This window comes from Pseudomonas sp. CROZ-RG-20F-R04-15 (assembly GCF_022662375.1).
In the GTDB taxonomy this organism is placed as follows: Bacteria; Pseudomonadota; Gammaproteobacteria; order Pseudomonadales; family Pseudomonadaceae; genus Aquipseudomonas.
On sequence record NZ_JAKNQL010000056.1, the window covers coordinates 1 to 3,326 of the forward strand.

Annotated in this window: 2 rRNA genes; both read right to left on the reverse strand. The window is 51.1% G+C overall.

The features are described 5' to 3' along the window. A 5S ribosomal RNA gene (gene rrf, locus L8H52_RS30200) occupies window positions 1-113 on the reverse strand; the annotation flags it as partial. A 155-nt stretch (window positions 114-268) separates the two neighbouring features. Then, window positions 269-3,162, reverse strand: a 23S ribosomal RNA gene (locus L8H52_RS30205). Window positions 3,163-3,326: the final 164 nt, after the last annotated feature.

The following is a 3,326-nucleotide window of genomic DNA, read 5'->3' on the forward strand; positions in this document are numbered from 1 at the left end:
TGACGATGACCTACTCTCACATGGGGAAACCCCACACTACCATCGGCGATGCATCGTTTCACTGCTGAGTTCGGGATGGGATCAGGTGGTTCCAACGCTCTATGGTCGTCAAGAAATTCGGGTACTGAGTCGTGACCGGTTGGCCTCGCTTCAGCAAATTGGGTATGTGATAGCTTTCGGTGTTTGTGAACATCGAACTTTCGGTTCGTTTCGTCTTCACACACCGCAATCTGGTCTCTCTCGAGTTCGCAAATTGCTTGGGTGTTATATGGTCAAGCCTCACGGGCAATTAGTATTGGTTAGCTCAACGCCTCACAGCGCTTACACACCCAACCTATCAACGTCGTAGTCTTCGACGGCCCTTCAGGGAACTCAAGGTTCCAGTGAGATCTCATCTTGAGGCAAGTTTCCCGCTTAGATGCTTTCAGCGGTTATCTTTCCCGAACATAGCTACCCGGCAATGCCACTGGCGTGACAACCGGAACACCAGAGGTTCGTCCACTCCGGTCCTCTCGTACTAGGAGCAGCCCCTCTCAAATCTCAAACGTCCACGGCAGATAGGGACCGAACTGTCTCACGACGTTCTAAACCCAGCTCGCGTACCACTTTAAATGGCGAACAGCCATACCCTTGGGACCGGCTTCAGCCCCAGGATGTGATGAGCCGACATCGAGGTGCCAAACACCGCCGTCGATATGAACTCTTGGGCGGTATCAGCCTGTTATCCCCGGAGTACCTTTTATCCGTTGAGCGATGGCCCTTCCATACAGAACCACCGGATCACTAAGACCTACTTTCGTACCTGCTCGACGTGTCTGTCTCGCAGTCAAGCGCGCTTTTGCCTTTATACTCTACGACCGATTTCCGACCGGTCTGAGCGCACCTTCGTACTCCTCCGTTACTCTTTAGGAGGAGACCGCCCCAGTCAAACTACCCACCATACACTGTCCTCGATCCGGATAACGGACCTGAGTTAGAACCTCAAAGTTGCCAGGGTGGTATTTCAAGGATGGCTCCACGCGAACTGGCGTCCACGCTTCAAAGCCTCCCACCTATCCTACACAAGCAAATTCAAAGTCCAGTGCAAAGCTATAGTAAAGGTTCACGGGGTCTTTCCGTCTAGCCGCGGATACACTGCATCTTCACAGCGATTTCAATTTCACTGAGTCTCGGGTGGAGACAGCGCCGCCATCGTTACGCCATTCGTGCAGGTCGGAACTTACCCGACAAGGAATTTCGCTACCTTAGGACCGTTATAGTTACGGCCGCCGTTTACCGGGGCTTCGATCAAGAGCTTCGCGTTAGCTAACCCCATCAATTAACCTTCCGGCACCGGGCAGGCGTCACACCCTATACGTCCACTTTCGTGTTTGCAGAGTGCTGTGTTTTTAATAAACAGTCGCAGCGGCCTGGTATCTTCGACCGGCATGAGCTTACGGAGCAAGTCCTTCACCCTCACCGGCGCACCTTCTCCCGAAGTTACGGTGCCATTTTGCCTAGTTCCTTCACCCGAGTTCTCTCAAGCGCCTTGGTATTCTCTACCCAACCACCTGTGTCGGTTTGGGGTACGGTTCCTGGTTACCTGAAGCTTAGAAGCTTTTCTTGGAAGCATGGCATCAACCACTTCGTGTTCTAAAAGAACACTCGTCATCAGCTCTCGGCCTTAAGATCCCGGATTTACCTAAGATCTCAGCCTACCACCTTAAACTTGGACAACCAACGCCAAGCTGGCCTAGCCTTCTCCGTCCCTCCATCGCAATAACCAGAAGTACAGGAATATTAACCTGTTTTCCATCGACTACGCTTTTCAGCCTCGCCTTAGGGACCGACTAACCCTGCGTCGATTAACGTTGCGCAGGAAACCTTGGTCTTTCGGCGTGGGTGTTTTTCACACCCATTGTCGTTACTCATGTCAGCATTCGCACTTCTGATACCTCCAGCAAGCTTCTCAACTCACCTTCACAGGCTTACAGAACGCTCCTCTACCGCATCACCCGAAGGTGATACCCGTAGCTTCGGTGTATGGTTTGAGCCCCGTTACATCTTCCGCGCAGGCCGACTCGACTAGTGAGCTATTACGCTTTCTTTAAAGGGTGGCTGCTTCTAAGCCAACCTCCTAGCTGTCTAAGCCTTCCCACATCGTTTCCCACTTAACCATAACTTTGGGACCTTAGCTGACGGTCTGGGTTGTTTCCCTTTTCACGACGGACGTTAGCACCCGCCGTGTGTCTCCCATGCTCGGCACTTGTAGGTATTCGGAGTTTGCATCGGTTTGGTAAGTCGGGATGACCCCCTAGCCGAAACAGTGCTCTACCCCCTACAGTGATACATGAGGCGCTACCTAAATAGCTTTCGAGGAGAACCAGCTATCTCCGAGCTTGATTAGCCTTTCACTCCGATCCACAGGTCATCCGCTAACTTTTCAACGGTAGTCGGTTCGGTCCTCCAGTTAGTGTTACCCAACCTTCAACCTGCCCATGGATAGATCGCCCGGTTTCGGGTCTATTCCCAGCGACTAGACGCCCTATTAAGACTCGCTTTCGCTACGCCTCCCCTATTCGGTTAAGCTCGCCACTGAAAATAAGTCGCTGACCCATTATACAAAAGGTACGCAGTCACAGAACAAAGTCTGCTCCCACTGCTTGTACGCATACGGTTTCAGGATCTATTTCACTCCCCTCTCCGGGGTTCTTTTCGCCTTTCCCTCACGGTACTAGTTCACTATCGGTCAGTCAGTAGTATTTAGCCTTGGAGGATGGTCCCCCCATATTCAGACAAAGTTTCTCGTGCTCCGTCCTACTCGATTTCATGACCAAGAGATTTTCGCGTACAGGGCTATCACCCACTATGGCCGCACTTTCCAGAGCGTTCCGCTAATCTCAAAGCCACTTAAGGGCTAGTCCCCGTTCGCTCGCCACTACTAAGGGAATCTCGGTTGATTTCTTTTCCTCAGGGTACTTAGATGTTTCAGTTCCCCTGGTTCGCCTCTTGCACCTATGTATTCAGTACAAGATAACCATCTTATGATGGCTGGGTTCCCCCATTCAGACATCTCCGGATCAAAGTCTGTTTGCCGACTCCCCGAAGCTTTTCGCAGGCTACCACGTCTTTCATCGCCTCTGACTGCCAAGGCATCCACCGTATGCGCTTCTTCACTTGACCATATAACCCCAAGCAATCTGGTTATACTGTGAAGACGACATTCGCCGAAAATTCGAATTTCTCAATTAAGAGAACTCACAAATTTTACCTTAGCCTGATCCGTTACCAGTGAAAGTAACGTTCAGTCTATCTTTCTATCACATACCCAAATTTTTAAAGAACGA